This window comes from Amycolatopsis sp. NBC_01286 (assembly GCF_035982555.1).
Taxonomy (GTDB): Bacteria; Actinomycetota; Actinomycetes; order Mycobacteriales; family Pseudonocardiaceae; genus Amycolatopsis.
This window is the reverse complement of record NZ_CP108428.1, coordinates 10,536,328-10,557,763: the sequence shown is the minus strand read 5'-3', so window position 1 is coordinate 10,557,763 and position 21,436 is coordinate 10,536,328. Positions and strand designations below refer to the sequence as shown.

Here is a 21,436-nt window from a genome sequence, read left to right as displayed (position 1 = left end):
GATGACCACCACGTTGGTTCCGGAAGGTCTCACGCCGTTCGGCGGCGTCGAGGCGAACGCGGCCTGGGCGGAGGAGGTGCGGCGCCTGGCGAAGCAGCGCGACGCGGTGCTGCTCGCGCACAACTACCAGCTCCCGGAGATCCAGGACATCGCCGACCACACCGGCGACTCGCTCGCGCTCAGCCGCATCGCGGCGAGCAGCGACGCGTCCACCATCGTCTTCTGCGGCGTGCACTTCATGGCCGAGACCGCGAAGATCCTGGCCCCGGAGAAGACCGTCCTGATCCCCGACGCGCGGGCCGGCTGCTCGCTCGCCGACTCGATCACCGGCGCCGAGCTGCGGGCCTGGAAGGCCGAGCACCCGGGCGCCGTCGTCGTCTCCTACGTCAACACCACGGCCGAGGTGAAGGCCGAAACGGACATCTGCTGCACGTCCTCGAACGCGGTCGACGTCGTCGCGTCCATCCCCGCTGACCAGGAGGTTCTCTTCCTGCCGGACCAGTTCCTCGGCGCGCACGTCAAGCGCGTCACCGGCCGGGACAACATCCACGTCTGGGCCGGGGAGTGCCACGTCCACGCCGGCATCAACGGCGCGGAGCTGGCCGAGCGCGCGGCCGAGGACCCGGAGGCGGACCTGTTCATCCACCCCGAGTGCGGCTGCGCGACGTCGGCGCTCTACCTGGCCGGCGAGGGGGCGGTGGCGCCGGAGCGGGTCAAGATCCTCTCGACCGGCGACATGGTCCACGAGGCCCGCGACACCAAGGCCAAGACCGTGCTGGTGGCCACCGAGATCGGCATGATCCACCAGCTGCGCAAGGCCGCGCCGGACATCGACTTCCGCGCGGTGAACGACCGCGCGTCCTGCCGGTACATGAAGATGATCACCCCGGCGGCGCTGCTGCGGTGCCTGCGCGACGGCCTGGACGAGGTCCACGTCGACCTCGAAACGGCGTCCCGGGCGCGTGCTTCGGTGCAGCGGATGATCGAGATCGGGCAGCCCGGCGGCGCGGAATGAGCACGCCGGTTAATGACCCACAGGCGAAAACCCCGGTCTGGGAAGCGCGTGCCGACCTGGTCGTGATCGGCAGCGGCGTCGCCGGTTTGACCGCGGCGCTGCGGGCCCAGGCGCTCGGGTTGCACGTCCTGGTGGTCACCAAGGCGGCGGTCACGGACGGCAACACCCGCTGGGCCCAGGGCGGCGTCGCCGTCGTCCTGGAGAATGAGCACGACCTCGACGACTCGGTGGAGAAGCACGCGGAGGACACCTTCACCGCGGGCGCCGGGCTGGTCGACGAGGTCGCCGCCCGCTCGATCCTCGACGGCGGCCCGGCCGCGATCGCGCGGTTGCGGGCGGACGGTGCCACGTTCGACTCGTCCGGAGACGGCTTGCTGGCGCGGACCCGCGAGGGCGGGCACAGCGCGTTCCGCGTGATCCACGCGGGCGGCGACGCCACCGGCGCCGAGGTCGAGCGGGCCCTGGTCGCGCAGGCCGGCCAGGCGCGGGTGCCGGTGCTCGAACACCACATCGCCGTCGACGCGCTGCGCACACCGGGCGGGCGGGTCGCCGGGGTCACCGTGCTCGACTCGGGCGGCGTGCCCGGGGTCGTCCGGGCGCCGGCCGTGCTGCTGGCCAGCGGCGGGGTCGGGCAGCTCTACCAGGCGACGTCGAACCCGGAGATCGCCACCGGTGACGGCCTCGCGCTCGCGCTGCGGGCCGGGGCGACGGTGGCCGACATCGAGTTCGTCCAGTTCCACCCGACGGTGCTTTACACGCCGGGCGCGCGCGGCCGCTGCCCGCTGGTCACCGAGGCGGTGCGCGGCGAGGGGGCGACCCTGGTCGACGGCGCCGGCGTGTCCGTGATGCACGGCGTGCACCCGCTCGGCGACCTCGCCCCGCGCGACGTCGTCTCGGCGGCGATCACCCGGCGGATGCTGACGGCGCCGGGCGGTGTCGACGACCACGTGTTCCTCGACGCCACCGGGATCGCCGGGTTCGCCCAGCGGTTCCCGACGGTGTTCGCCGCGTGCGCGGTGCTGGGGCTCGACCCGGCCCGCGACCCGATCCCGGTGACGCCGGCGGCGCACTTCTCGTGCGGTGGCGTGGTGACCACTGTGGACGGACGCTCGTCGGTGCCCGGTCTCTACGCCGCCGGTGAGGTGGCGCGGACCGGCCTGCACGGTGCGAACCGCTTGGCGTCCAACAGCTTGCTCGAAGGCCTGGTCGTCGGGCAGCGCGTCGCGGAGGCCGTTTCGGCGGACCTCGCGGCCGGGCTGCTGGCCGATCCGTCGCGGGGGCGGCTGCCGTCGTGGACGACCGCGCCGACGGCCGAGCGCGACGCGCTGCAGCGTGTGATGAGCCGGTACGCGGCGATCGGCCGGGACGCCGACGGCTTGGCGGCCGCCGGATCCGTGCTCGACCTGTCGACCCAGGACAGTCCCTTGTGGACACACGCGGCCGTCGAGGACGCGGCGCTGACCGTGGTCGCGCAGGCGTTGCTCACCGCGGCCGACCGGCGCACCGAGTCGCGCGGCTGCCACGTGCGGACCGACTTCCCCGCGCCGGCCGAGACCTGGCGGCGCAGCCAGCACATCCGGCTCAGCCTCTCCGGTCAGCCGGTGCTGGCCGACCCGATCCCCTTGGAGGGCGTGGCATGACTTTCCCGATCTCCGAACCGGTCCTGCGCCTGATCGCCGCGTCCGGCCTCGACGTCGAAGACGTGACGCGGGTGGTCACGACGGCGCTGGGCGAGGACCTGCGGTACGGACCCGACGCGACAACCGCGTCGACGGTGCCCGCTGACGCGATCGCCGTCGCGGAGCTGACCCCGCGGGTCGACGGCGTGGTGGCCGGGCTGCCGGTCGCGCTGGCCGTGTTCGACATGGTGCTGGGCGACGGGTACGAGGTGCTGGCCGGGCGCGAGGACGGCGACCGGCTGGTCGCGGGGGAGCCCGCGCTGGTGCTGCGCGGGCCGGTCCGCGGGCTGCTCACGGCCGAGCGCACGGCGCTGAACCTGCTGTGCCACCTCTCCGGCGTCGCCACCGCGACGGCCGCCTGGGTGTCCGAAGTGGACGGTACCGGCGCGGCGATCCGGGACTCCCGCAAGACGTTGCCGGGGCTGCGGCTGCTGCAGAAGTACGCCGTCCGGTGCGGCGGCGGCGTCAACCACCGGCTGGGGCTGGGTGACGCGGTGCTGATCAAGGACAACCACGTCGTCGCCGCGGGTTCGGTCACCGCCGCGCTGGAAGCGGCCCGGGCGCACGCGCCGGAGCTGCCGTGCGAGGTCGAGGTCGACTCGCTTGCGCAGCTGGAAGAAGCGCTGGCGGCGGCGGCCGACGAGGTGCTGCTGGACAACTTCACGCCGGAGGAGTGCGCCCAGGCGGTCGCGCGCCGCGACGACGTCTCCCCGAAGACGCGGCTGGAATCCTCTGGTGGCCTCACCCTCGACCGTGGTAGGGCCTACGCCGAGTCCGGTGTGGACTATCTGTCGGTGGGCGGTTTGACCCACTCGTCACCCGCGTTGGATCTCGGCATGGACCTTCGCTGAACGGTGTTTCCCCGTTAGACTGCCGGTGGCGGAAGTTCCTTTCCGCCACCGGTTTTCAGTCTGGGTTCGGAGGGTCGGGGTGCGGTTTCCGGCGGTGCTCGCGGTGGCGGGCCTGATGCTGACCGGTGCGCCCACGCTCGCCTTCGCAGCGCCTGAGGCCCAGTGCGCGAACCCGTCCGGCACGTACACCGGCGGCGTCCCGTGGGGGCAGCGGCTGGTCGACCCGGCGCGGCTCTGGCCGCTGACACGCGGTGAGGGCCAGCTGGTCGCCGTCATCGGCACCGGCGTCGACGGGCAGAACTCCCAGTTCGCGCCCGGCCAGCTCGAAGGCGGCGGCGGCACCGAGGCGTCCGACTGCGACGGCCGCGGCACGATCGCGGCCGGCATCGTCGGCGCCCAGCCGGATCCGTCGACGACGTTCGCCGGTGTCGCGCCCGGCGTCCACCTGCTGCCGATCCGCTACACGCAGGCGAACGGCTCGTCCAACGACGGCGGCGACCCCGGCGCGCTGGCCGGCGCGATCGACACAGCGGTCGACCGGCATGCGGGCGTCATCCTCGTGGCCGTCCCCGCGGCGTTCGACAGCCCGGCGCTGTCCGGCGCGGTCGCGCGGGCGCGGGCGGAGGGCGCGGTGGTCGTCTCGGCGGCGACGGCGACCCAGCAGGGCGCGCGGACGTACCCGACGGCGACGTCCGGGGCGCTGGGCGTCGGCTCGGTGAACCAGGCGGGCGAGCCGGTGCAGACCGAGGCGGGCGACTACGTCGGCGTCGCCGCGCCGGGCGCGGAGCTGGTCAGCACGTCGGCCGGCGCGGGCGGCGCGGTCGCGCACCGCTGGCCGGTGACGGATCCGGGCCTCGCGGCGGCGTACGTCGCGGGCGTCGCGGCGCTGGTCCGCGCGTACCACCCGGACCTGACCGGCGACCAGGTCGTCACCCGGCTCACGTTGACCGCGCACCGCCCGCCTTCCGGGGCCCACGACCCACGGCTGGGCTGGGGAGTCCTGGACGCCTACGCCGCCGTCTCCTCGACCCTCCCCGCCGACGTCGCGCCGCCCGGCTCGGCCGTCGCCCCGGCCCCCGGCCCGGCGGTGGTCCCGGCCGCGGCCCCGGCCCGCCCGGCGTCGAACGTCGCCGCGGGCACGATCGCCCTGGCGGGCGTCGCCTTCGCGGCCGCCGCGGGAGTCACGGTGGCCGCGGTCCGCCGGGCCCGCCGCCGGGGTTGGCGCCCCTCCCGCTTCACCCCGTAAGCCGTGTCGACCCTCCAATCACGAGTGTCGTCTCCTCAATCACCCGAGTCGGCTTTCCCATCACGGGCGTCCTGAACCGGGAGGGCGAACTCGCGTGCCTGGGAGGGTCGGCTCGTGTGATCAGGAAGCCGACACGTGTGATTAGAGGGTCGACACTCGTGTTTGGGAGGTCGACACGAAGTGGGTTAGGCAGGGACGGGGCGGGTCGAGCCGATGATCGCCACGGCGTGGCTCGCACGGGCGACGTGGACGGTGAAGTCCGCGCCTTCGCGGCTGAAGCGGGCGATGAGTTCGCGGGCCGTGCTGCGGTCGTGGGCTTGCCAGCCGCGTTCTTCCAGCGAAGGCAGGACCTCTTCGGTGAGGCGGCGTTCCGGCTCGCCCGTGTGCTCCAGGCGGACGCCGTACTGCCAGCACCACAGGTGGCCGGGGTTGGTCGGGTCGACGTCCAGCTCGCCGTCGACCGTGGGGTCCGCCGGGGAGCCGAAGACGGCCGCGACGCTGTCGATCACGCCGGTCAGCTCGCCGGCCAGGCGGTCCAGTTCGACGCTCATCGCAGCACACCTCCGTCGTTGAGGAACTCGACGCCGTTCTCGAGGATGCCATGCGGGTCGAAGGTGCCGTCGGCGGTGGTCGGGCCGCCGGTGATGACGCGGTAGATGTTCGTCCACGACTCCGAACCCGGCTTGAGCACGTCACTGTGCGACGACAGGCCCCACATCTCGTTGCCGGCCGCGTCGCGCCCGGTCTCCAGGTCGGTGACGCCGGGGAAGGTGTCGGGGTCGGCGCCGTGGCCGATGCCGGTCCACTCGAGGCCCCACGCGTTGCCCTGGGCGATCTGGATCGGGTCGAGCGGCGCGGTCATCGAGAACCGCTGCACGCCCGCCTGGCTCGCCGGCAGGTCCGCCGGCGACCAGACGCCGTGGCCCATGCCCGCCGACTCGACGTGCAGCACGCGGTCGACGTCGAGGCCCTGCGTCTCGGCCAGCCCGACCGTCGCGCCACCGTAGCTGTGCCCGATCGCGGTCAGCGTGACGTCGGAACCGGCGTGGCTCGCGATCTCGCCGCGCAGGTCGTCGGTGAAGTGCTTGAGGTCCGGCGCCATCGTCTGCGCGTAGCTCGCGTCCGGCCCCTGCACCACCGGGTTCTGCGGGAAGACGCCGTCGGCCCAGACGACCATCGCGGTGCGCCCGGTCGGGTCCGCGGCCACCAGGCTGCGCCCGAGGCCGGCGTAGGCGTCGAAGTTGGACATCTGCGTGTTGACGCCGGGCACGAACAGCCCGACGTCGCGCGTGCCCGGCTCGATGTGCCCGACCAGCTCGGCGATCCGGCCGTTGCCCGACGGGTCGAACTTCAGGATCTGCCGGTTGTTCGCGAGGATGTCCTCGTACAGCTTGATCCGGGCCTGGGACGCCTTGATGTCGTCGGCGTCGGTGAGCTGAGTGAGCCGCGAGCGCTCGGCCGTCAGCGCGTCGGAGACCTTCGTGCGGTTGGCCGCGATCGCCTGGCCCCACGCGCCGGTGTCGGCCGCGCCGCCGATGCCGGCCGGGTTTCCGGCCTTGGGCAAGGGATCCTCGGGCAGCAGGGCCCGGTACATCGCGGCGACCTGGGCGTCGGCCCGCCGGTAGCCGGCCGCCGACTCAGTCAGTCCACTTTGGAGCTTCTTGGCGAGCGTGACGTCGCCGGAGAGCTTCGAGCCCAGCTCCGTCATCGTCTTCTCGAACGTCTTGGCCGCCGCCTTGGCCGCGTTGACCTGCCCGAAGGCCGTGGCCGGCACCTTCTCGCCCGCGACGGCGGACTGCGCCGAAGACAGCGCTTCCGCCCGCGTGCCGTACTCTCCCGCCGCCGTGTCGAGGCGAGCGGGGGCCACGCGATACCCGGCAGCCGTCACGGCCCGCCTCCGTTCTGCAGCAAGGGGTCGTGAGTGCGTAACAGTGTTAGAACACTGTTACGCACTCACGACCGGGTCAGTAGACGTCCGGCTCTTCGCCGATCACCGGCGGCGCGACCGGGGCGGACTGGCCCCAGACGTTCTCCGTCTCCACCAGCCAGGCCGGGATCCGGCGCCCGGAGCCCATGTCCCCGCCGCCGCCCATGCCCATCGGCATCATGGGCATCATCGGCATCGCGCTCTTGGCGGCCGCCGCACCGGCGGCCCCGACCGCGCTGCCGGCCAGGCCGCTGAGCGCGTTGCCCGAGCCGCCGTCGCCGGCCAGGCCGGAGTGCGCCGCCGGGGCGTCCGCGCCGCCGCCGGCCGAAAGCCCGCCGGCTCCCCCGATGCCGCCGCCGATCGACGGCGCGTCACCCCCGCCGATCGGGATGCCGCCCCCGGCACCGCCTTCGACGCCGGCGCCGCCGCCGAGCTTCGTGCCGGGTGCCTCGTCCTTGTTCTCCTTGGGGTCCTTGCCGGACGCCCAGCCGGGCACCTTCGGCATGATCGAGCCGAACCGGCCGAACGCGGCGGCCGAAGCCGCGGCGAGCCCGGCGGTGAACATGTCGCCGAACAGCGGGTTCGACGTCGGCGCGGTCGTGCCGGGCTGCTGCGTGGTGCCGTCGGCGCCGGGCAGCGGGTGCCCGTCGGTCGGTGTGACGACGACGCCGGGATCGGTCGTGCCGTTGCCGACGAGGCCGGGCGCGCCGGCACCGCCCGCGCCGCCACCGGCGGGCGGGGCGACCGGCGTCTCGACGGCGTTCGGCGACGCCGGGATCGAGTCCTCGGCGACGCCGTACTCACCGGCAAGTGTGGTCATGACGGCGATCGCCTTGCCGTGCGCGGATCCCGCGGCGTTCGCGGCGGACTGCTGCGCCTCGACGTTCGAGATCGCCTGCTGGCGCTGCTGCGCGGCGGCCTGCATCACGGCGGGCGAGGCGTCCGGCGGCAGCAGCGGCGGGTTCACCGCGAGCGCGACGTCGGCGGGGGAGACGTCCGGCACCGAAACCGGCGGCGGCATCTCCTTCTTGGCCTTCACCAGCGCGTCGGCGGCGTCGTCGAGCATCACGTTCATCGCCTCGGCGGTCTGCGCCACCTTGGCGATGCCGTTCGCGAGGTCGACGATCATGTGCTGGTACTGGTCGGCGGCGCCACCGGTCCACTGGTCCTTGAACTGGGTGAGCTCGGAGTTCAGGTTGTGGGCCTGCTCGTGCAGGTGCAGCGAGGCGGACTTCCACTTGTCGGCGGCGTGCCGCGCGCTGTTCGGGTCGCCGGCCTGCAGCATCGCGTACAGCTGCTGATGGCTGTACGCGGCGAAGTTCGTGTGGGCCGTGGTGTCGTGGTGGTGGGTCATCCCTTGCTCCCGTCACTGTGCCCGAGGCCGAGCAGGCCGAGCACCGGGTCCAGCAGGCCCGTGACGGCGCCCGAGCTGTGCAGGTCGCCGGCCACCGACTGGTCGGCGTTCGCGTAGCCGTCGGCGACCGTGTTCGTGACGTCCTGCGCGAACCCGATCGCGCTGCGGACCTGGTCGAGCAGGCCCTGCATCTCCGACACCGCGGCGCGGTTGGCGTCGGCCAGCGACCCGGCCTCGCCGAACTCGCCGAACAGCAGCGGCTCGTCGCCGAGGGTGAGCAGGAAGTCGTTCGGTTTGGACATCGCCTGGATCTGGGTCTCCAGCTCCCGCACGAAGTCCTTCAGCGATTCCAGGTGGACGTAGTACGACTGGTCGTGCATCGGATCCCGTCTCTGTCCGCACGTGGGGGATGAGGGAAAGCCGGTCGGCCGGTGCGAGCGGGGGGTTTCCCGCACCGGCCGACCGACGTCTGGGCGCGGATCAGCCCGCGAACAGTCCCTGGTTGCGGTTCTCCAGCTGCTGCTGGAGGTCGTGGGCCTCGCCGACCTTGCCGCCGAACTGCGCGATGATGGCGACGATGTCCGCGGTGGCCTGGCGCAGCCGGGTCTCCGACTGGCGCGCCGCGTCACCGGCGGAGCTGCCGGAGGCGTACCAGGTCGCGGTGATGGGCTGGAGGTTCTGGTGCAGCTGCTCCAGCTGGGAGGTGAGCGCCTTGGCCTTGGCGGCCAGGGACGCCGAGCTGTGCTGCAGCGCGGCGAAGTTGATTTCGACGACGTCGGCCATCGGTACGTCCTCTCAGGTCAGGGGTTGAGGCGGGGGATCACGCCCGAGCCCTCGAGGGTGTTGCCGACCCCCTGGAAGCTCTGGTGGACGTCGGAGTCGCCGCGGCCGTAGTTCGCGTGGCTGGTGTGGACGAGCTGCGACATGGTGTCGAGCTCCTTCACGGCCGTGGTCATCTTCTCCTGGAGCCGGCGCTGGAGGTCCCAGAACGCCACGGCCTGGTCACCCTTGTAGTTGCGCAGGGCCTCGGTCAGCTCGGACTCCAAGCTGGCCATCGTGGACTTGGCGTTCGTGGCGGTTTCCTCGAAACCCTGGACGGCGCGCGTCATAGCAGCGGAATCTGCCTGGAATCCCGGACTGGACATCGACGGGCCACCTCCTTCCTGAAGCGAATTTCCCCTGGCGCGGTGATCCGCGCGGTGTGAAAGTCACGCTAGAAAGAAGGGGGGTGTGGTCAAACGGCACAACTGCCGGTCGTGCTGACGGCACTATTACCCACAGGGACCCGGCGAGGCCCGCCCCGCCTCCGGACGGGGACGCGCTGCAGTGCCCGTCGTGACCGTCCCGGCCAGGCTGTATGCCATGGCAGACAAGGGAAATCCGCTGGTCACGCTCCGGTCGTGGCACCGCCCCCTGGTCGTGCTCGCCGGAGCACGGCGCCGCGGTGCGCGGCGTCGGTGCTCGGGCTGCTCGTAGATGATCGCACGGTGGTCAACACGCCGACCCGGCTCGAGCCGCTCGAGTTCTCGGTGTCGACGGGTGCTACGCCCTGACGCCGGCCGGTGGTTCGGCACGGATCTTCCGCGACCGGGTCAGACCGCGGGGTTCGGCTACGCGATGTGCTCGTGCTGCTGATCCGGCAGGCAGCACGGGCAGTCGATCGTCCACCCGGGCTCCGGACGCCGCCGCGGCGGCTGCGGTGAGCGCCCCGGGACCGGGTGGTCTCTGCCGAAATTCTGAGATCCGCCCGGTAGACCCGGGGGCCCCGGACGGAAGGCGGCCCGAGATGGTCCACCCGCACGCTCTGCTCACCGAACTGGACCGCGCGCCGGACGTGCCCGCGTTCGAGCGGGGGGACGCGGTGACCACCCGGGCGTCGCTGAAGGAGCTGGTCGGCCGGTTCACAGCCGGGCTGCGGGCCGCCGGGCTCGGGCCGGGCGCCGGCGTCGGGATCGCCACCGCCGTCACGCCCGAGGGCTTCGCCGCGATCATCGCCGCGCACGTGCTCGGCTGCCGGGTCGTCTGCGTGCGGGCCGGGCTGCCGGTGCCGCAGCTGCGGCACATCGTCGAGGACATCGACGCGCTCGTGGTCGACGAGGCGACCGAGTCGCCCGAGCTGCTCGGCACCGTCGCCGGCGCGCTGATCCTGCGGATCGGGCCGGAGCTGCTCGCCGCGTACGAGGAACCGGTGCCCGCGGGCCGGCCCGACGACATCGCGACGGTCGTGTTCACCAGCGGCAGCACCGGCGTCCCGAAGGGCGTCGCCTTCGACTACCGGGCCTTGAGCGAGGGCCGCGTCTGGCAGGCCCCGGTGCCCGGCTCGGCCCACGAGAAGCTCGGCGCGGGGTTCAGCCGGTTCCTGCTGTTCGGCACGCTCTCCAGCGCCGTGATGCTCGAACAGCTGGCGCTCTGCCTGCTCTCGGGCGGCACGGCCGTGATCCCCGACGGGCTCCCGGACTTCCCGTGGATCCTGCCGCGGCTGCGGGTGAGCGCGGCGCTGATGACCGTGCCGCGGCTGCACCAGGTCCTCGACACCCTGCGGGCCGAGGACGTCGACCTGAGCGACCTGCGGACGCTGATCGTGGCCGGCTCGCCGGTGCCGCCGCACAAGCTCGCGGAGGCGGCCGAGCTGATCGGGCCCGCGATGCACCACGCGTACGGCCAGACCGAGACCGGCATGCTGACGGTCTGCGGGGCGGACGAGGGGCCCGGATCCGTCGGGAAGGCGTGCGACACGGTCGAGATCGAGGTCCGCGACGCCGCCGGGGCGGCGGTGGCCCAGGGGCGGGAGGGCGAGGTCTGGGTGCGCACGCCGTCCGCGCTGGCGGGCTACTGGCGCGACGAGACCACGACGGCGGAGGTCCTGCGCGAGGGCTGGGTCCGCACCCAGGACCTCGGGCACCTCGACGCCGAGGGCTACCTGCACCTGTCCGGGCGCGCCCGCGACGTCGTGATCGTCAACGCGATCATCCACTACACCGGCCCGATCGAGCACGCGATCGCCGCGCACCCGGACGTCGACCAGGCGTACGTCGTCGCGGTGCCGGACGCGCTGACCGGCGAGGCCGCGGTGGCGTTCGTGGTGCCGGTGCCGGGGCGTTCGCCGGACCTGGCCGAGGTGCGTAAGGGCGTGGCGGCCGAGCTGGGGGAGGCCGCCGTGCCGGCGCGGTTCGAGCTGGTGGACGCGGTGCCGGTGGCGCCGTCGGGGAAGCCGGACAAGGCGGCGCTTCGAGCGTCCATTGTGGACTAGAAGTGGGTGTCGACGCCGAATTCTTCGCGCAGGGCCCGCATGTCCGCGAGATCACGCCCGGCCGGCTCGTACCCCTGGTGGAAGAACACCTGCTGGGCCACGGAAACGCACGGAACCTCGACGCCGTCGATCCGGCCGGTGACGAAACACCCAGCGGGGTAAGGAAAAGTGCCGTCGGGGGCGGCCTGGACGGCTGAGCCGTCCGCGGCGAAGACCAGCGGGTGCAGGTCGAGCTCGGTGCCGCCGTCGGAGAGGACGAACCGGACCGGGCGCAGGTCGAGCGTCTCGTGGTAGCCGAGCTCGGCCAGCGCCGCGAGCACCGCGGGCTCCTGCTCCCGGCGGTGCAGCAGGTCGAGGTCGCGGTGTTCGCGCGTCTGCCGGCCGAGCAGGGCGTCGACGCCCCAGCCGCCGGCGAGCCAGACCCGCGCCGGGGCCAGGGTTTCGAGCACCCGCAGGACCGTGCGGGCGTCCATCACTTCCCGGCGCGCAGGTCCGTGACGACCTTGGCGATCCGCCGTTGCCGGGTCTCCTCGGTCTTCGCCTGCCCGATCGGCAGCACGAACCCCTGCTTCCGGCTGTAGGACAGGCTTTCGAACCGTTTCAGGGCTTCGGGATCGGCGGCCAGCGCGGCGGCCAGGTCGTCCGGGATCGCCAGCTCGCGGGGGGCGGTGTCGAGGACGATCTCGACGTCGACGTCGTCCCCCGCGGCGACCCCGGCCTGCTCGCGGTTCTCGGCGCTGAGCGGCACGAGGAACTGCCCGCCGCGGCTCGCGACCGTCGTGCGGTAGCTGTGGCCGCCGAGGGTGACGGTGACCGCGGGCTTCTTGCCGGCGCCGAGCGCCTCGACGACGTCGCCGGGCACCGGCAGCCCGGTCGCCGTCTTGCCGCCGAGCAGGACCGTGGTGCGGAACTTCATGGGGCGAGTATGCCCCGCGCCGGCCTCCCGGGCGGTGAGGCCGGCGCGGGGCGCGTGTCAGACGCCGGCGGTGGTGCGGATCCAGCTGCGGCTCGACGCGATGCTCGCGTAGTTCTGCGTGCCCTGCGGGTTCGAACCGGAGTTGTTGCCGGTGGAGCAGACGCCGACCTGGACGCCGTTGTAGAGCTCCGGGCCGCCCGAGTCGCCGTGCCAGGCCGAGCCGTTGACGCCCTGGCTCGCGATGGCCGTGCCGCCGAAGGCGTCCGTGCTGGTGCCGGTGACGCGGACGTTGGCGGTCTTCAGCGTGCTCGACGGCGGGCTGGTGCCCTGCGTGCGGCCCCAGCCGTAGATCTGGTTGGTGGACCCGGACGGCGGGTTGCCGGTGCCGAGCTTCATGAAGGTGGTGTTCACCGCGGTCGTGAGGTGCAGCAGCGCGACGTCGCCGTTGGGCGAGGCCTTCTGCTGGTCGACGACGGCGTTCGTGCCCTGCTGGAGGGTCACGTTGCCGACCTTCACGTGCATGCCCGGCGAGTTCAGGCAGTGCTGGGCGGTGAGCACCCACTGCGGGGCGATGATCGTCCCGGAGCACTCGAAACCGCCGTAGGTGGTGACGTTGTTCCAGTAGATCTGCGCGCCCCACGGCGCGGAGGAGACGGTGCTCCCGCCGATGATGTCCTGCTGGGCGTCCGCGGCTCCCACGGAGACCAAGCTCAACGCGGCGGCAGCGGCACCCACGGCGGCAACCGCCCTCGAAGCCCTCGACATTCGCATGAAAATGCCCTTCGGCCTGGTGATCCGTCCCGAGCGGGACGATCAGCCCAAGGTAAGTTGCGCCGGAATTTTCCGAAACCTACCGAAGTCGGAAAGTCGCCGACGGTGAACGCGCGCCGGCCCGGTGGCCGGGACGGGCTACAGTGCCCGCGGCCACGCACGAGGGGGAACCATGGCGGCACCGGAGCACGACCCGGAACTGTTCGACGAGCTGATGCGCACCGAAGCTCGCCGTCGGCCGGTCGGCCGCGTCGCGATCGTGGCGCTCGTGTTCGGGCTGATCGTCTTCGCCGCCTGCATGGTGTGGTGGCGGCAGCCGTTCCGGGAACAGCTGCCCGCGGGTGAAGCGCACGGGCTCGACGTCACGGCGGGCCAGTGCTTCCGGTCTCCGACGGGCACAGGTGAAGTGGACGTGCTGCTGACGCCCTGCACCGAGCGGCACACCGCCGAGGCGTTCGCGGTGCTCCCGCTGGCCGAGGGCTCGATGCCCGACATCGGCGTGTCCTACCAGCCGATCCTGGACCGCTGCCAGGCCGCCGCCCGCCCGGTTCCCGGCGCGCGCGTCCAGGTCATGACGCCGATCTCGGTCAGCGGCGTCGGGGGCAAGCCGCGGGCGGTCTGCTACTACCACTTCGCGGCCGAGATGACCGCGCCCGCGCGCTGAGGGCTCAAGCCGGGCCGCAGTACTGGGCCTTCACCGGGTCGTGGTCGTAGCGCAGGCCGGTGCGGGTGAACGCGCCTGCCAGGTTGTCCCGGAAGCGCTCGAACGTCCACGGTGCGCGGACCGAGTCCAGCATCTCGCGCACCTCCGGGCAGGCCAGCGTCCGGCGGATCGCCGCCAGCCGGTCCGGCGGGAAGCCGGCCGGGGTGCCGACGCCCTGGTCCGCCACCGTCCAGATCGGGCCCGCGTACTTGTCGTGGCCGACGCGGCGGTCCGGGTACGGCGTCGTGTGCGCGGCCAGCGGGTCCGCCAGGCCGATCGGGTCGTGGACCGCCACGTCCAGGGGCAGCAGCAGGCCCGGGCCGCCGATGTTGAAGAACGTCCCGGTGCTGTGGCCGGCCGCCGACGGGTACGCGTGCCACGTTTCGTCGTCCCAGAAGATGACCGGGGCGGGTTCCGCCGCCAGCTGCGGGCGGATGCGGTCGGCGATCGCCGTGAACTGCGTGAAGTCCGTGGCCAGGACCGGGTTCGCGTGGCCGCTGGCGACGACGTAGCTCGCGCGCTCGTCGGCGATTCCCGTCGCCTCGTCGAGCGGCGCCGGCAGGTCGGCGTAGGCGGTCCGCAGGTCGGCGGCGGCGATCAGGGCGTAGGCGCCCAGCGCGGCCACCGGCAGTGCCGACGCGCGGGTGAGCCGGACCGTCATCACCGGCAGCAGCAGGCAGAACAGCGCCGGCAGCAGCATCCGGGCGTGCATGAAGTCGCCGCCCATGCGGACGACGTACAGCGCCAGGCCGAGCCCGGCCACCACCGGCACCGCGCACACGACGGCCACTCGGCGGTCGAAGGAGAAGCGCCGGAGAAGCGCCGCCACCGCGCACAACGCCAGCGGGATCCACAGGAGGTACGGCGTGAAGAAGTCGTCCAGGTACGCGAAACCCTGGTCCCACCGCACCCTCGACGCCTCCTTCACCAGCGCGGTGTTCGGCGTCAGCAGGCCGTAGTAACCCATGCGGAACACCTGGTACGCCAGCGGAAGCGCGGCGGCGGCCACGAGCCAGGTCACTGCGGCCCGCCAGCCCCGCCACTCCAGCACCAGCAGGCCGATCCCGGCGAAGACGCTGAACAGCAGGAGATCCGGCCGGACGAGCACGCCGAGGCCCACCACGACGGCCGTTGTCCACAGTGGACCGGACGGCTGCCGCCGGGCGCGGCGGACCAGCAGCCACCACGTGCCGCCCAGCCACAGGAGGATCAGGCCGGTTTCGAGCCCGGACGTCGCGAAGTCCCGGAACGGCGGCAGCGCGAGCACGACCAGCCCACCGGCCGGCAGGGTGAACCCGCCGCTGAGCCGGCGGGCGCCGTCGAGGGCCAGCAGCAGCCCGGCGGCCGAGCAGAGCAGCCCGGTGACCACGGCGACCCATTCGAGCGGGACGCCGGGGACCCAGCCGAACGCGGCCAGCAGGTACGTCCAGAGCGTGCTGGTGTTCGCTTCGACGCGCTCGCCGACGTTGAAGACCGGCCCGTTCCCGGCCAGCAGCTGCCGCACGGTCCGCAGCACGATCAGGCCGTCGTCGCTCATCCACCGCCGATCCCAGGCCGCGGCAGCGAACCCGGCCACGGTGAGCCCCAGCGTCACGCGGTTGACGAGCCGCCACGGCGAGACGGCGGCGGGTTCCTCGACGACCACGGTCTTCACGGACAGCTCCCTGGGAAGACACCGGCGCCCGCGCGCGCCCGGGAAGCCGGCCGCGCCCGCGATGGCGCAGGCGGGAACTGTAGCGCGGTGCGGTCAGGACTCCACGGGCTTGGTCCACGCGACCTGCACCAGACCCGTGCCGTGGCGGCGCGAGACCAGCGTTCCGCGACCAGGCGGCTGCGGTGACGGCTTGACGTCCGACAGCAGCGCGCCCTCGTCCTTGGTGCCCGACATGATCAGCCCCGGCGAGCCCAGCTCCCGCAGCCGCTGCAGCACCGGCTCGAACAACGCCCGCCCCGCACCTCCGGAGCCGCGGACGATGATCACGTGCAGGCCGATGTCCCTGGCCTGCGGCAGGAACTCCAGCAGCGGCTGCAGCGGGTTGCGGCCGACCGTGGCCACCAGCTCGTAGTCGTCCACCAGGACGAACAGCTCCGGGCCGCGCCACCACGAGCGGTTGCGCAGCTGCTCCGGCGTCACCGACGGGCCCGGCAAGCGGTTGCGCATCGCCGTGGCGCAGTCCGCGATCAGCTCCGTCAGCTTGCCTTCCGCGCCCGCGTAGCCCAGCAGGTGCTCCTCGGAGATCGCGCCCAGCAGGCCGCGGCGGTAGTCCGCGACGATGATCGCCGCTTCCTCCGGCGTGTACGCCGAGGTGATGCCGGTCGCGATCGCCCGCAGCAGCGAGCTTTTGCCCGACTCGACGTCGCCGAAGGCCACGAAGTGCGGGTCCGCCGCGAAGTCCAGGTGGACCGGGCGCAACGTCGACTCCGCGATGCCCAAGGTGACCTGCTTCCCCGGGCCCGCGGCCAGCGTGTCCAGCGGCACCTCCGGCGGCAGCAGCCGGACCTGCGGCGCGCGCGGGCCCTGCCAGGCCTCGTTGATCCGGCGCGTCAGGTCGACGCCGCCCGCGCCGATCGTCTCCGGGCGCTGGTCGGCGTCGATCCGCGGCAGCGCCGCGAGGAAGTGCAGCTTCTCCGCGGTGATGCCGCGCCCGGGCCGGTCGGCGGGGACGTTGATCGCGACCTTGCGGTCGATCGAGGAGTCCATCGGGTCACCGAGGCGCAGCTCGAAGCGCGTCCCGATGGCGTCGCGCAGCTGGGCGCGGACGCCGATCCACTGGTTGAGCGAGACGATCACGTGGATGCCGAAGCCGAGGCCGCGCGCGGCCAGCCCGGTGATCTGCTCCTCCAGCTGCTCGTACTCCTGGCGGATCGTGGTCCAGTTGTCCACGAACAGGAAGACGTCGCCGAACTCGCGGCCTTCGGTGCTCTCGGTGAACTCCGCGCGGCGCTGGCGGAACGTCGTGATCGACTCGATCCCGTTGGCGGCGAAGAACTCCTCGCGCTGTTCGAGCAACGTCGTCAGCTCGGCGACGACGCGGCGGCAGCGCTGGGCGTCGCGGCGGGTCGCGTAGCCGGAGGTGTGCGGCAGCCCGGCGATCGGCGCGAGCGCGCCACCGCCCATGTCCAGCACGAACAGCTGCACCTCGGCCGGGGTGTGGGTCAGCGCGAGCATGCCCGCGATGTCCTTCATCAGCGTCGACTTGCCGGTCTGCGGGGCACCGACGATCAGCGCGTGCCCGCCCGCGCCGGAGAAGTCGGCCCACAGCATGTCGCGGCGCTGCTCGAACGGCTTGTCCACCAGCGCGACCGGGACCGTCAGCTTCCCGTTGCCGCCCCAGCCGAGCGGGCACAGGCCGCGCGCGGCGTCCTCGCCCAGCGGCGGCAGCAGCTGGTCCAGCGTCGGCGGTTCGGCCAGCGGCGGCAGCCAGATCTGGTGCGCCGACGGGCCGCGGCCCTCCAGCCGCGACAGCATCGCGTGGATGATGGTCTCGCCGGTGCCGTCCGGCGCGACCGGGGCTTCCGAGATCTCGGTCGTCACCGGGATCTCGACCGGGGCCAGCGAGAACGGCAGGACGCCCAGTGCCTGGCCGTCTTCGCGGACGACGGTGCTGCGCGGCGGCAGCTCACCCGAGACGTAGGCCGCCTTGAGCCGGATGAGCGTGTCGGTGTCGGCCTTCAGGTAGGCCGACCCCGGCACCGGCGGCAGGTGGTAGGCGTCGGCGACCCCCAGCACCGCGCGGCTTTCCGCCGCGGAGAACGTCCGCAGGCCGACGCGGTAGGACAGGTGCGAGTCGAGCCCGCGCAGCCGGCCCTCCTCCAGCCGCTGCGACGCCAGCAGCAGGTGGATGCCGAGCGAGCGCCCGAGCCGGCCGATCGCGACGAACAGGTCGATGAACTCCGGCCGCGCGGACAGCAGCTCGCTGAACTCGTCGATGATGACCAGCAGCGACGGCAGCGGGTCGAGCGGCGCGCCGTCCGCGCGGGCCTTCTCGTAGTCCCGCACCGACGCGTAGTTCCCGGCCGAGTGCAGCAGCTCCTGCCGCCGCAGCAGCTCGCCGTTCAGGGCGTCGGCCATCCGGTCGACGAGCGCGAGGTCGTCGGACAGGTTCGTGATGACGGCGCACGTGTGCGGCAGGCCGGTCATCCCGGCGAACGTCGCGCCGCCCTTGAAGTCGATCAGCGCCAGGTTCAGCGTCTCCGACGAGTGCATCACGGCCAGCGCCGTCACCAGCGTCCGCAGCAGCTCGCTCTTGCCGGACCCGGTCGCGCCGATGACCAGGCCGTGCGGGCCCATCCCGCCCTCGGCCGACTCCTTGAGGTCCAGCTCCACCGGCCGGCCCTCCGGGTTGATGCCCAGCGGGATCCGCAGCCGGTCCCGCGCCGCGCGCGGCGCCCAGGTCACGGCGGTGTCGGTGTCGCGCGGGTCGCCGATGCCGAGCAGCCCGGACAGCCCGAACGTCGCCGACATCGGCTTCTCGCCGACGACGGCCGCGGGCGTGTGCAACGGCGTCAGCATCCGGGCCAGCGCTTCGGCGGCGCCGCGGTCGAGCACGTCGGGGCGGCCGAGGAAGCCGAGCCGCTGCTCGGTGGCGTCGCCGACGACCATGCCGAGCGAGTCCGGCGTGGTGTGCAGGCTCAGCAGCTTCTCGGTCGAGTACGTCCGCGGGTGCTCCGCGCCGACCTCGATCACCGTGACGCCGAGCCGGCCGTCCACGCCGATCAGCCGGGGCTCGCCGTGGGCGTTGCCGCCGTCGACGACGACCACCAGGTGCGGCAGGTCGAGCTCGCTCGCCGCGCGGCGGCTGAACACCGGGCGCTCGCCCAGGTCCGGGCCGAGCAGCTCGGCCAGCGCGGCCGCGGTGTCGGCGGCCAGCCGCCGCGAGCCGACGGCGTCGGACGCCGTCGCGGCCGTCGCGTGCGGCAGCCACTTCAGCCACTCCCAGTCGTGCCGGCGATCCGGCGACACGCACAGCGCGAGCCGCAGGTCGGAGGGGGAGTGGAAGGTGGCGAGCTGGCACAGCAGCGCCCGCGCCAGGCCGAGCACGTCCGGCCGGCGCCCGGCCAGGCTCACCGCGGCGAACGACCGCAGCGACAGCGCCACCGGCAGCCCGTCGACCGTCGAGTAGGTGCGGATGAAGTGCTTGAGGCTGGTCGAGGACACCGGGTCCAGGTCCTCCAGCGGCACGGTCTGCGGCGCCTTCAACGGCGTCGCCAGCCGCTGCGGCCCGGTGCCCGCGCGGACCTGCGCGAACTGCCCGTCCGTGCGGCGCCGGTCCCACAGCTGCCCGGTCTCGACGTAGGCCCACAGGTCGGCCGGGTCGGGCTGGACGGCGACCATCGCGGCGCGCTGGCCGTCGGCGATGTCGCGGACCTGGCCGCGCAGGCCGGTGAGATAACGCTGGTAGTCGCGGCGCTCGTCGTTGATCTGCGCCTTCTTCGCCATCCCGCCGCGGCCCAGCGACATCACGACCATGCCGCCCATGGCGCAGATGAACAACGCGCCGAAGATGTAGGTCATCACCCCGCCGTCGCGTCCGATGTAGACGAACGACATCGCGCCCATGCCGAGCATCATCGGCAGGAACATCATCAGCTGCATCATCCCGCCGGACGAGCTCTTCGGAAGCATCGGCGGCGACTGCAGCACGATCTCGGTCGGGCGCTCGGGCGAAAGGCTCATGCGGCGAAAACTCCAGATCGGGACGGCTCTGCCCGGTATTTTGGCCACTTCCCACGGCATCGCGGTGGGTACTTTTGCCGTCCGCCCGCTTCCGGGGACGAACTTACGCTCTGCCGAGCAGCCATCCGCGGAAGGAGAGCCATGGCCGGCGAGTACCGGGCGGAGCCCGAGGCGATGCGCTCCGCCGTGGGCAACGTCGGGGGCATCATCGCCCACGGCATCAACGCCGTGGCCGATCTGGAACGCCTGGTCGTGCAGCCGACGTCGTTCGCGACGTTCGGCAGCGCGGTCGCCGCCGCCAACGCCGCCCTGCACTCCGGCCAGATCACCGCGGTCCGCACGCTCCTGCAGCTGTTGCAGCAGATCAACGGGCTCGTCAAGGCCAGCGCCGACGCCTACCAGGCGGCGGACCAGGACGTCGCCACCGGCTACGGGGGCGGCACCGCGACCGGCGGGGCCACACCGCCCGCGTCGATCTGGGGGAACTCGCACGCTTCCGAGCTCGCCACCCTGGCGATCAACGACAGCGCGGGCGCCCACGGCGAGCCGTCGTCGGTCGGCAACGTCCTGCGCTACCTCGGCGACGCGGACCTCGGCAAGCTCGGCGACCACCCGATCACCGACACCCGCTTCCACGGGGTCGCCGACTTCAACGACTGGCTCGCCGGCGACGCCGACAACCAGGCGCGGATGGGGCTGATCGAGGTCTACGCCGGCACCGCCCGCACGTTCTCCGACGTCCCCGGCGGCGTGCACAGCGGGGACGTCGTGGTGGTCGAACCGCTGCTGTTCTCCGACCGCCAGCCGGTCATCGGCGTCGCCGGCGACGGCGGCCGCCTGTACAACCACGGGCTCCTCGACGCCCGCATCAGCGGACTGGCGAAAGTCAGTGTGTACCGGCCCGCTTCCGTCGTCTGAGCTGTGTTTCCCGCCCGATGAGACTTTGTGAGGTCGTCCGATGCTGACTTTCCCGAACTCCAGCGCGATGGACGCGACCGCGTCCTCGGGCGGGCCGATCACCATCCTGCCGCAGATCGTCACCGGCCAGCCGGAGCAGATCGCCCAGCACGTGCTCGACCTGGTCAAGAAGGCCGAGCAGTTCCTGAGCATGTACACCGAGCTGTCCAAGGCCGCCGACCAGCTCGGCAAGATCTGGTCCGGCGCGGCGAGCGAGTCGGCGCTGAAGAAGATCACCGACTCCCTCGACCAGCTCACCAAGATCATCGGCGTGGTCCAGAAGGGTGCCGAGCTGCTCGGCATCTCCGGCACGCTGATCAAGACCGCGCAGGAGGCCTACCGCGCGGTCGTCGCCGCGGTGAACCCGACGGTCGCCTCGCTGATGTCGAACCCGTGGACCTACGGCGCGGCGGTCGCTTTGTCGACCGGCACGAGCGCGTCGCTGCGGGCCTTCATCACGTCGATCGGCGCGCTGCTCAAGGCGCTCGGCGCGACCGACCTCGCCCAGCAGATCACCCAGCTGGCGACGGTCATCGGGGAGATCGAGAAGCTGTTCCACCACGACACCGGAACCGCGGGAGCGACGACGCCGTCGGCCGGGACCACTCCGGTCACGGCCCCGCAGGCCCCGTCGTCGGTGGCGAGCCTGGCCGGGCAGCAGGCAGCGTCGTCAGGAAATCCCACCCCCGGCGGTGAGGGGATCCCGCAGCAGCCTTCGTTCACCGACTACACCCCGCCCGCGCTCGCCACCGGCGGCGGTTCCAGCACCGGAGCGACCGGGGCGACGACGCCGGTGACGGCCAACGGCACCCCGCTCGACCCGTCGAACAGCTGGATCGCCGTGGACCCGGCCCAGAACGGCGCCACCGTGCCGACCCAGCCGGCGCCGGTCACCCAGCCCGCCCCGGTCACCGGCGGCGCGGGCGCGGCCGGCGGCGCGAACGAGGTCGTCATCCACACCAACCTCACCACCGGGGAGTCCACTGTGGAGGCTCCGGGCGGGCAGGACTTCGACGTCGACATCAACCTCGACTACGACGGAAAACACTTCAGCCAGCACGTCGGCTACGACGCGGCGGGGAACTAGCCG

At 72.8% G+C, this 21,436-nt stretch carries 19 protein-coding genes; 8 read left to right on the top strand and 11 right to left on the bottom strand.

Translation table 11 applies throughout. From position 1 onward, the window contains the following. The first annotated feature begins 1 nt into the window (after position 1). From nadA to OG570_RS47630, 4 genes are all read left to right on the top strand, one after another. Positions 2-1,015 carry a quinolinate synthase NadA gene (gene nadA, locus OG570_RS47645; protein ID WP_326947350.1) on the top strand — a complete coding sequence of 338 codons (1,014 nt, stop codon included), beginning with the start codon at positions 2-4 and terminating at the stop codon, positions 1,013-1,015. Beyond that, positions 1,012-2,655 carry an L-aspartate oxidase gene (locus OG570_RS47640; RefSeq protein WP_326955070.1) on the top strand — a complete coding sequence of 548 codons (1,644 nt, stop codon included), beginning with the start codon at positions 1,012-1,014 and terminating at the stop codon, positions 2,653-2,655. The genes nadA and OG570_RS47640 overlap by 4 nt, the downstream gene beginning before the upstream one ends. Further along, the gene (gene nadC, locus OG570_RS47635) at positions 2,652-3,545 is read left to right on the top strand and encodes a carboxylating nicotinate-nucleotide diphosphorylase (protein WP_326955069.1); all 894 of its coding nucleotides are present in this window, start codon (positions 2,652-2,654) and stop codon (positions 3,543-3,545) included. The genes OG570_RS47640 and nadC overlap by 4 nt, the downstream gene beginning before the upstream one ends. Positions 3,546-3,624: 79 nt before the next feature. Beyond that, entirely contained in the window at positions 3,625-4,791 is a 1,167-nt protein-coding gene (locus tag OG570_RS47630) for a S8 family serine peptidase (RefSeq protein ID WP_442788239.1), read from the top strand. 185 nt (positions 4,792-4,976) lie between these two features. On the opposite strand, the gene OG570_RS47625 is transcribed toward OG570_RS47630, so the two are convergent. The 6 genes from OG570_RS47625 to OG570_RS47600 all read right to left on the bottom strand — a co-directional run bounded on the left by OG570_RS47625 (position 4,977) and on the right by OG570_RS47600 (position 9,217). After that, entirely contained in the window at positions 4,977-5,342 is a 366-nt protein-coding gene (locus OG570_RS47625) for a hypothetical protein (RefSeq protein ID WP_326955068.1), read from the bottom strand. Further along, a complete protein-coding gene (locus tag OG570_RS47620; protein ID WP_326955067.1) occupies positions 5,339-6,679 on the bottom strand; it encodes an alpha/beta hydrolase in 1,341 nt (446 codons plus the stop codon). Before OG570_RS47620 ends, OG570_RS47625 begins: the two co-directional genes overlap by 4 nt. Positions 6,680-6,755: 76 nt before the next feature. Further along, positions 6,756-8,072, bottom strand: a complete 1,317-nt coding sequence (locus OG570_RS47615; RefSeq protein WP_326955066.1) for a WXG100 family type VII secretion target — start codon at positions 8,070-8,072, stop codon at positions 6,756-6,758. Next, a complete protein-coding gene (locus OG570_RS47610; protein ID WP_247062789.1) occupies positions 8,069-8,452 on the bottom strand; it encodes a hypothetical protein in 384 nt (127 codons plus the stop codon). Before OG570_RS47610 ends, OG570_RS47615 begins: the two co-directional genes overlap by 4 nt. Before the next feature lie 100 nt (positions 8,453-8,552). Further along, positions 8,553-8,855: a hypothetical protein gene (locus OG570_RS47605; RefSeq protein WP_072480751.1), complete on the bottom strand. Its 303-nt coding sequence runs from the start codon at positions 8,853-8,855 to the stop codon at positions 8,553-8,555. Positions 8,856-8,872: 17 nt separating this feature from the next. Further along, positions 8,873-9,217 (bottom strand): WXG100 family type VII secretion target, encoded by a 345-nt coding sequence (locus OG570_RS47600; protein ID WP_256475974.1) that lies wholly within the window; start codon positions 9,215-9,217, stop codon positions 8,873-8,875. Between the two features lie 641 nt (positions 9,218-9,858). Between OG570_RS47600 and OG570_RS47595 the strand changes: the two genes are divergently transcribed. Beyond that, complete coding sequence (locus OG570_RS47595; protein WP_326947357.1) at positions 9,859-11,322, top strand: class I adenylate-forming enzyme family protein; 1,464 nt, start codon at positions 9,859-9,861, stop codon at positions 11,320-11,322. Here OG570_RS47595 and OG570_RS47590 read toward each other — a convergent pair. The 3 genes from OG570_RS47590 to OG570_RS47580 are packed head-to-tail and all read right to left on the bottom strand — an operon-like array spanning position 11,319 to position 12,973. Beyond that, positions 11,319-11,795: a nucleotidyltransferase domain-containing protein gene (locus tag OG570_RS47590; protein ID WP_326955065.1), complete on the bottom strand. Its 477-nt coding sequence runs from the start codon at positions 11,793-11,795 to the stop codon at positions 11,319-11,321. The two genes, OG570_RS47595 and OG570_RS47590, sit on opposite strands and share 4 nt — an antisense overlap. Further along, positions 11,795-12,238 (bottom strand): YdeI/OmpD-associated family protein, encoded by a 444-nt coding sequence (locus OG570_RS47585; RefSeq protein ID WP_326955064.1) that lies wholly within the window; start codon positions 12,236-12,238, stop codon positions 11,795-11,797. The genes OG570_RS47590 and OG570_RS47585 overlap by 1 nt, the downstream gene beginning before the upstream one ends. Before the next feature lie 57 nt (positions 12,239-12,295). Continuing rightward, positions 12,296-12,973, bottom strand: a complete 678-nt coding sequence (locus tag OG570_RS47580) for a S1 family peptidase (protein WP_326955063.1) — start codon at positions 12,971-12,973, stop codon at positions 12,296-12,298. Positions 12,974-13,181: 208 nt separating this feature from the next. Here OG570_RS47580 and OG570_RS47575 point away from each other — a divergent pair, with 208 nt between their 5' ends. Then, positions 13,182-13,673: a hypothetical protein gene (locus OG570_RS47575; protein WP_326955062.1), complete on the top strand. Its 492-nt coding sequence runs from the start codon at positions 13,182-13,184 to the stop codon at positions 13,671-13,673. A 4-nt stretch (positions 13,674-13,677) separates the two neighbouring features. On the opposite strand, the gene OG570_RS47570 is transcribed toward OG570_RS47575, so the two are convergent. Next, positions 13,678-15,366 carry an arabinofuranosyltransferase gene (locus OG570_RS47570; protein WP_326955061.1) on the bottom strand — a complete coding sequence of 563 codons (1,689 nt, stop codon included), beginning with the start codon at positions 15,364-15,366 and terminating at the stop codon, positions 13,678-13,680. Positions 15,367-15,459: 93 nt separating this feature from the next. Further along, the gene (gene eccCa / locus OG570_RS47565; protein ID WP_326955060.1) at positions 15,460-19,389 is read right to left on the bottom strand and encodes a type VII secretion protein EccCa; all 3,930 of its coding nucleotides are present in this window, start codon (positions 19,387-19,389) and stop codon (positions 15,460-15,462) included. A gap of 141 nt (positions 19,390-19,530) precedes the next feature. Between eccCa and OG570_RS47560 the strand changes: the two genes are divergently transcribed. Further along, positions 19,531-20,307 (top strand): WXG100 family type VII secretion target, encoded by a 777-nt coding sequence (locus OG570_RS47560; protein ID WP_326947363.1) that lies wholly within the window; start codon positions 19,531-19,533, stop codon positions 20,305-20,307. 40 nt (positions 20,308-20,347) lie between these two features. Continuing rightward, a complete protein-coding gene (locus tag OG570_RS47555) occupies positions 20,348-21,433 on the top strand; it encodes a hypothetical protein (RefSeq protein WP_326955059.1) in 1,086 nt (361 codons plus the stop codon). Positions 21,434-21,436: the final 3 nt, after the last annotated feature.

Coding starts and splice junctions, on each gene's coding strand:
- nadC (WP_326955069.1), top strand. CDS start 2,652: ATGACTTTCCCGATCTCCGAACCGGTCCTGCGCCTGATCGCCGCGTCC.
- OG570_RS47610 (WP_247062789.1), bottom strand. CDS start 8,452: ATGCACGACCAGTCGTACTACGTCCACCTGGAATCGCTGAAGGACTTC.
- OG570_RS47625 (WP_326955068.1), bottom strand. CDS start 5,342: ATGAGCGTCGAACTGGACCGCCTGGCCGGCGAGCTGACCGGCGTGATC.
- OG570_RS47600 (WP_256475974.1), bottom strand. CDS start 9,217: ATGTCCAGTCCGGGATTCCAGGCAGATTCCGCTGCTATGACGCGCGCC.
- OG570_RS47560 (WP_326947363.1), top strand. CDS start 19,531: ATGGCCGGCGAGTACCGGGCGGAGCCCGAGGCGATGCGCTCCGCCGTG.
- OG570_RS47590 (WP_326955065.1), bottom strand. CDS start 11,795: ATGGACGCCCGCACGGTCCTGCGGGTGCTCGAAACCCTGGCCCCGGCG.
- OG570_RS47640 (WP_326955070.1), top strand. CDS start 1,012: ATGAGCACGCCGGTTAATGACCCACAGGCGAAAACCCCGGTCTGGGAA.
- nadA (WP_326947350.1), top strand. CDS start 2: ATGACCACCACGTTGGTTCCGGAAGGTCTCACGCCGTTCGGCGGCGTC.
- OG570_RS47575 (WP_326955062.1), top strand. CDS start 13,182: ATGGCGGCACCGGAGCACGACCCGGAACTGTTCGACGAGCTGATGCGC.
- eccCa (WP_326955060.1), bottom strand. CDS start 19,389: ATGAGCCTTTCGCCCGAGCGCCCGACCGAGATCGTGCTGCAGTCGCCG.
- OG570_RS47605 (WP_072480751.1), bottom strand. CDS start 8,855: ATGGCCGACGTCGTCGAAATCAACTTCGCCGCGCTGCAGCACAGCTCG.
- OG570_RS47555 (WP_326955059.1), top strand. CDS start 20,348: ATGCTGACTTTCCCGAACTCCAGCGCGATGGACGCGACCGCGTCCTCG.
- OG570_RS47615 (WP_326955066.1), bottom strand. CDS start 8,072: ATGACCCACCACCACGACACCACGGCCCACACGAACTTCGCCGCGTAC.
- OG570_RS47585 (WP_326955064.1), bottom strand. CDS start 12,238: ATGAAGTTCCGCACCACGGTCCTGCTCGGCGGCAAGACGGCGACCGGG.
- OG570_RS47595 (WP_326947357.1), top strand. CDS start 9,859: ATGGTCCACCCGCACGCTCTGCTCACCGAACTGGACCGCGCGCCGGAC.